This window comes from Sulfurimonas sp. (assembly GCF_028694895.1).
Lineage (GTDB): Bacteria > Campylobacterota > Campylobacteria > Campylobacterales > Sulfurimonadaceae > Sulfurimonas.
The window spans coordinates 1-5,793 of sequence record NZ_JAQVKA010000089.1 but is presented as its reverse complement, the minus strand read 5'-3'; the positions used below and the strand labels follow the sequence as shown (position 1 = coordinate 5,793).

General features: G+C 33.5%; 9 protein-coding genes and 1 pseudogene. 2 read left to right on the top strand and 8 right to left on the bottom strand.

Annotation, left to right across the window (positions count from 1 at the left end):
• Together PHI38_RS08565 and PHI38_RS08560 are read left to right on the top strand one after the other, a co-directional pair.
• Window positions 1-256 (top strand): annotated as a pseudogene (locus PHI38_RS08565) (2,3,4,5-tetrahydropyridine-2,6-carboxylate N-succinyltransferase); the annotation flags it as partial.
• Window positions 257-283: 27 nt separating this feature from the next.
• The gene (locus tag PHI38_RS08560; RefSeq protein WP_299855094.1) at window positions 284-589 is read left to right on the top strand and encodes a hypothetical protein; all 306 of its coding nucleotides are present in this window, start codon (window positions 284-286) and stop codon (window positions 587-589) included.
• 45 nt (window positions 590-634) lie between these two features.
• Here PHI38_RS08560 and PHI38_RS08555 read toward each other — a convergent pair whose 3' ends face one another.
• The 8 genes from PHI38_RS08555 to leuB all read right to left on the bottom strand — a co-directional run.
• Complete coding sequence (locus PHI38_RS08555) at window positions 635-1,963, bottom strand: SH3 domain-containing protein (RefSeq protein WP_299855092.1); 1,329 nt, start codon at window positions 1,961-1,963, stop codon at window positions 635-637.
• 10 nt (window positions 1,964-1,973) lie between these two features.
• Window positions 1,974-2,633: a LexA family transcriptional regulator gene (locus PHI38_RS08550; protein ID WP_299855089.1), complete on the bottom strand. Its 660-nt coding sequence runs from the start codon at window positions 2,631-2,633 to the stop codon at window positions 1,974-1,976.
• Window positions 2,634-2,861: 228 nt separating this feature from the next.
• Window positions 2,862-3,014, bottom strand: a complete 153-nt coding sequence (locus PHI38_RS08545; protein ID WP_299855086.1) for a hypothetical protein — start codon at window positions 3,012-3,014, stop codon at window positions 2,862-2,864.
• Window positions 3,011-3,490, bottom strand: a complete 480-nt coding sequence (locus PHI38_RS08540) for a tRNA (cytidine(34)-2'-O)-methyltransferase (RefSeq protein WP_299855084.1) — start codon at window positions 3,488-3,490, stop codon at window positions 3,011-3,013. The genes PHI38_RS08545 and PHI38_RS08540 overlap by 4 nt, the downstream gene beginning before the upstream one ends.
• Window positions 3,491-3,635: 145 nt before the next feature.
• On the bottom strand, window positions 3,636-4,472 hold the full coding sequence (gene purU / locus PHI38_RS08535; protein ID WP_299855081.1) for a formyltetrahydrofolate deformylase: 837 nt from the start codon (window positions 4,470-4,472) through the stop codon (window positions 3,636-3,638).
• A complete protein-coding gene (locus PHI38_RS08530; protein ID WP_299855079.1) occupies window positions 4,469-4,801 on the bottom strand; it encodes a hypothetical protein in 333 nt (110 codons plus the stop codon). The genes purU and PHI38_RS08530 overlap by 4 nt, the downstream gene beginning before the upstream one ends.
• Window positions 4,792-5,040: a hypothetical protein gene (locus tag PHI38_RS08525; RefSeq protein ID WP_299855076.1), complete on the bottom strand. Its 249-nt coding sequence runs from the start codon at window positions 5,038-5,040 to the stop codon at window positions 4,792-4,794. The genes PHI38_RS08530 and PHI38_RS08525 overlap by 10 nt, the downstream gene beginning before the upstream one ends.
• Window positions 5,037-5,793, bottom strand: a 757-nt coding sequence (gene leuB / locus PHI38_RS08520) for a 3-isopropylmalate dehydrogenase (protein WP_299855073.1), incomplete at its 5' end; no start/stop codon positions are given. The genes leuB and PHI38_RS08525, both read right to left, overlap by 4 nt.

The window sequence follows — 5,793 nt, the reverse complement described above, 5'->3', positions numbered from 1 at the left end:
ATGTGGAATTTCATTAGGAGATGGTTGTATAATAGATGGAGGCTTGGCGGTTTTCACTGGTACAAAATTTCATCTCAATGATGCAGAATTAATAGAGATACGAAAAGCAAATCCTAAAACTAAATTTGACAACTATATGAAAGGGTGGGAGCTTGCTGGGTTAAAAAGCCTTCACTTTAGACAAAACTCACTAAATGGTCAATATGTTGTTCAAAAAAGCACTAGAGAAATAAAGCTAAATGCCGATTTACATTAAGATTATATCTTTATAGGAGGTTATAAAATGAATATTTCAAATAATATTTCATCAATTCAAGCACACCAGAGTATGTTAAACAATAGTGCACATAATGTTGCAAATGTAAATGCTGATGGTTTTGTTCCTACAAACACTAGAATTAGTGGTGGTGATAATTACGTCAAAGCAGAAAATTCAAAAGCGGATAATAATGGCTCAAAGATGAGTCAAACAGATTTAGCTAACGAAATGACTACTCAAATCATTGCTGTGGATGCCACTTCAGTAAATGTTACTGCTCTTAGAACGCAAGATGAGATGCTAGGCTCACTCTTAGATATCAAAGCATAAAATACTCTTGAGTGAGAATATATCTTCTCACTCATCTTTTAAAAACTACTCCGTTATTATATTCATGCTTGTTATATTTTTTAAAAGTTCTGACTTCTCATCATAATATTTTAACTCTTTTCCTAACTTCAAGGTACTAAAAATCGCTCTGCCGACAACTAATCTTCCCTCAACCCCATCTTTTTTTGTTTTTATTCCCCATGTATTATGAAAAACAACTATATCATCATTGTATGTACCAACATAAAGAACGATATGCCCTTTTCTATAAAGTAGAGTTTGAAATGGCACACCATTTTCTTTTATAACTTTAATCTTCTCTTCCTCATCCATATCTTTTAAAGAGATAACCTTACCTACCCTACTTTGCTGATATGAGTTTCTAGGAAGCCAAATACCAAAAGGAGTGTACATATCTCTAAGCATAGAAGAGCAATCTCTTTGTTCATACATCCCGCCCCAGCCATAGTTTGTTTTTGAAACTTCTTTTACTATGTTTGGTAAGTTTTCAACACTTAAGTTCAGTGGCTCTTTTGTAGCTATCTCTTTAGAGATTATAGAGCTTGAATAGATAGCTCTTGAGCCTATATGTGATGCAACCGTTAATACTTTATAGCTTGTTTCATCTTCTGATATTATGGCAAAACTCATTCCTATCTTTGATTTATATAAGAAATCTTCACTTGCATCATAAATAGCCACACCCTCTTTTATGATATATATCTGCTGTGCACTCTGCCAAAGCTCTCTATCATCATCTTCTAAGATTACAAACTCATCTGCTTTAATCCAGCCTGATGCAAAACTACTAAATACATATGCCCACTCTTTGTCCTCAGAATAGTGTGAGATGAAGATTGGACTATTTGCATGAACAGTGCTATTTTGAAGATAATCAAAAGGAAAACCTTCCCCTGCAAGAGTTGGATCTCTTAGTAGCGGTTTAATAGTTGGAAATGCCCTTAAATTAACCTCTCTTAACGTCAAGCCTTTTTTATTTAACGTTGCATATTCTTGAAAATTAGCACTTTGTATCATCTCATCAAAAAAACTTTGCTTGTGTAACTGTAAGTTTTCTCCATAACTTCCTGGTGGAGTAAATGCGATAAAAGGCCATACAATCGACTCTATACTCTCTCTTGGCTTATCTATGTTCCAAACACTAAAGTATCTAGTATTGTATTTTCTTTGAATATCATAAATAGTATTATTGTTATCAATAAACTTAGAGAAGTACTCTGCATCTTGGGGAATATTTACTAAATCATATATTTCAAACGGCTTTGCAGCACTTTTTTTAATATCAGGCTTACCTGTATGCTGTGAACACCCAACAAATAAAAATAGAGCAAAAACTATAAAAAAATATCTCATATAACTACCTTTAATCAACATTTCCAAATCTACTTACTACTCGCCCTATCACTTCTATCTCATTTTGATCTAATGTTTGCGTTGAGTAGATTGGGTTATCAGAAATTACATCTATTTTCCCATCTATTCTTTTTTGAACTCTTTTAATAAAGAGACCAGCTTCTGTTCTAATGGTGAAAATTCCGCCTCTTTGAAGATCAACTTTAGCTCTATTTATAAAAACTATATCGTTATAGCTAAATGTTGGCTCCATTGAATCTCCTGAGACGTTTATAGCTTCAATATTTTTTAACTCTCTCTCTCCACCTAGCATTACTACAAACTCTTGAGGAATTTTTATTATCTCATTATCTTCATCTTCACCCTCAGCTCCGCCACCAGCAGAAGCGCTTACGTTGCTGAAGTATTTGATCATAAAGAATTTGTTTGTCGCCTCTACAAGACTCTCAGGAGATTGTCCATAAAGAAGCCAATTTATAGATATAGATTTTAAGGCACAAAAATCTAAAAGCTCTCCAAATGGGATTTTGTTTCTTTTTTTCATTGTTGCAAAATTCATCTGTGTAATACCAAGTATATCTGCGACATCTTTGTCATACATTTTTTTACCATTAAATTCACTAGAGACAATACTCTTTATCTCTTCAACGATATCAAGAAAATTTTTCATCTTATACTCCAATTGAATAGTTTAAATATATAAGATTATAGTGGTTTTTAAAAATTTAGTCAAAAAAATATGACAAAATGCAATACTTTTTATCCTTATTTTAAATTATGTGTACTATTTGACAGATTTAATAGTAAAACTAAAGGATGAAAGATGAAAATGTTAGTAAATAATGCAAAAAGTATGTTTGAAAAATTTGAAGAAAAATTAGAGAAATGGGCAAAGGTGTTATTTTAAAATAGAATCTTCTTTCTCTTTTTTTTCATCAGCTTCTCTTTGTGCTTCTCTTTGTGCTGATTTATTTTTATGATATCCACCAAAGATAAAAACCATAAAAAGTACAAAGAGGATTAACATGATTATATCTATAAAAGTGCTCATGTTCTGTTCCTAAAAGCAGTGTAGTTTTGTCTTATAGCTTCATACAAAACTATACCTGTACTTATTGCAAGATTTAGGCTTCTTCCCTCTTTTGTCATTGGGATGGTGACATTTTGCTCTTTATATTTTGTTAGTATCTCTTGAGGAATACCAGCTGTCTCACTTCCAAAAAAGATATAGTCACCATCTTTAAACTCAGCCTCAAAGTATGGCTTATCAGTTTTTGTAGTTGCAAAATAAGCATTGTTTGTTATATCGTTGTTTTTAAAAAACTCTTCAAGGCTTTCCCAAACATGCAAATCAAGCTTATGCCAATAATCAAGCCCTGCACGGCGTACTGCTTTTTCATCTATATCAAAAGCTATAGGCTTAATGATATGCAAAGCTGCTCCTGCATTTACGCAAAGCCGCCCTATTGCACCCGTATTATTTGGGATTTGTGGATTTACAAGAACTAAATTAAATTTTGCAATCATTAATACCTATCAAAAACATCGTTTTTCTAAAGAAACATTTTTGCCACGCAAAAACCGCATTAGCTTGTTTTGTAGCTTTAGGGGGTTGTAGGGACATATTGTCCATGCCACTAAAATGGGCTTTTCTCATTTTGGTGTATATCATCTAGAAGATTACAGTTTTGTTTGCATATACAAAAATTCTATCTTCAAGAGCTAATCTTAGTGCGCGCGAGAGTACAACTTTTTCAACATCTTTACCCATGCGCTGCATATCTCTCCAGCTATAAGCATGATTTACATGTATAACTTCTTGAGCAATAATCGGGCCTTCATCTAGGTTGTTATTTACAAAGTGCGACGTAGCACCTATAATCTTAACACCTCTCTCATAAGCCTGTTTATATGGGTTTGCACCAATAAAGGCTGGTAAGAATGAGTGATGTATATTTATAATTCTATTTTCATATATTTTTATAAACTTAGGAGTTAAAATTCTCATATATTTTGCTAAAACTATGTAGTTTATATCATTAAACTCTGAGAGAGTATCTATTATCTTCTCTTCATGCTCTTCTCTATCTAATCCAACATTTGAGATTTCTATAAATGGGATATTGAACTTCTTTACAAAAGGGCCTAGCTCTGCGTAGTTTGATATAACACACAAGATATTTGCTTCAAGCTCTCCTGCTTCATGGCGTACCAATATATCTCCAAGTGCATGCATCTCTTTTGTAGCCATGATTACTATATTTTTCTTTTTTGGTGCAATAACTTCTATGTTTGCATTTTGAGGCATTACTTCGCAAATAGATTGATAGAGTTCGTCAAGATCCATATCTCCTTCAACAACACTTCTCATAAAAAACTTGTTATTTTCGCTATCAACAAATTCACTATTTGAGAGAATATTAAAGTCATTTTGATAAAAAATTCCAGATATCTTATGTACTAGACCTTTTTCATCATTTGCATCTATGAGCACTCTATATTGGCTCATCTACGGTTTCCTCTCTCTAACTCTTCTACTCTTGAATCAATTGTTACTAAAACATACTCTAAAAAATTAAGTGTCATATCTACTTTAGCTTCTATGTTAGTATTGTTTGGGGCTTGAAATCCTTCAAAAAGAACAAGTAGTCTCTCTCTCATAGATGTCAAAAATATCATCTCGTTACTAAGAACTTGCTCTTCTTCGAGCTCAATCTCGACTTTTACATCTTCTTGTATTTTTAGTTTAAACTCATTTTTGCTTATCTGGTTATCGATATCAGGTTTTAGATCTTCAAGCTCTGCTAAAGTTGAGAGAATTACATCTTTTAGTTCCATAGTTTTAATAACCACCTTTCAAATTCATTAAACTCTATATCATCTTCCATTTTTACAAAGTACTCTTTCATCTGGGTATTTACATTTAAAAACTTTTTTCTCATACCAGAGAGTCTTAGTATAGCAATCTTTGCATCGCTATTTGAGGAATCTTTTTTCAAAATCTCTTTGTAAATCTCAAGAGCCTCTTCTTTAAGCCCTTGAAGTTCATAGATATTTGCTAATGTCAGTGTTTTCATTTTACTGCATAATTAGCGATTATAGAGCCCATCTCACTTGTAGAGCAGACCTCTTTAGCGTCATACTGAGCTAAATCTTTTGTTCTGTATCCCTCTTTAAGAGCTCTTTTTACTGCAGCATCTATTTTATCTGCTGCTTCATGCTCGCCTAGAGCGTATCTAAGCATCATAGACGCTGATAATATGGTAGCAATTGGGTTTGCTATTCCTTGTCCTGCGATATCTGGTGCAGAGCCATGGATTGGCTCATAAACACCTATTTTAGCGCCAACAGAAGCTGATGGAAGAAGTCCGATAGAGCCTGAGAGCATACTTGCTTCATCACTTAAAATATCACCAAAAATATTTCCAGTAAGCATAACATCAAACTGTCTTGGGTCACGGATCAGTTGCATCGCTGCGTTATCAACGTACATATGTGTTAATTCAACTTCAGGATACTCTAGAGCCACTTCAATCACAACCTCTCTCCAAAGCTGTGAAACATCTAAAACGTTTGCTTTATCAATTGAGCATACTTTTTTACTTCTACTCATAGCAATTTTAAATGCTTGATGAGCGATTCTTATAATCTCATCACGGGTGTAAACCATAGTATTCCAACCCTTGTTCTCATCACGCCCTTTTGGCTCTCCAAAATAGATTCCGCCAATAAGCTCGCGAACAACCATCAAATCTACGCCCTTTATAACTTCAGGCTTAAGTGATGAAGCATTTATAAGTTCGTCAAAAACAGTTGCAGGACGAAGATTT